Raw genomic sequence first — 315 nt, forward strand, 5'->3', positions numbered from 1 at the left:
CTGTTTCTGAATCTTGTGCCCATACCAGGTCGCCTTCTTCAATATCTTCTATTGGAACATCCCCATCTTTTGTTGAAATTAACGTTCCTGCTGTAAAACAACCTTTTTTAGTTATCTTACATCTAACTCTACGATATGTTCTCGTAGCCTTTCTTCTTGCTTTTCTGTAAGACCTTTTTGTAACTACTTTAGTTTTCCTTGCGACCCTATAAACTCTCTTAGCTATAGCCTTTGTGCTCTTACGCTTTTTAACTATTTTAGCAACCCTTTTGAAAACTTTACCTACTTTTAGTTTCTTAAATGGATTTATAGTTC

1 protein-coding gene is annotated in these 315 nt (G+C 34.9%); it reads right to left on the bottom strand.

What is annotated here, in order from left to right; genetic code table 11:
• On the bottom strand, positions 1-315 hold a 315-nt coding region (locus tag K0040_RS20370; protein WP_228110477.1), incomplete at both ends, for a Hint domain-containing protein.

The sequence above is a fragment of the Terrisporobacter petrolearius genome (genome assembly GCF_020748185.1).
Classification (GTDB): domain Bacteria; phylum Bacillota; class Clostridia; order Peptostreptococcales; family Peptostreptococcaceae; genus Terrisporobacter; species Terrisporobacter petrolearius.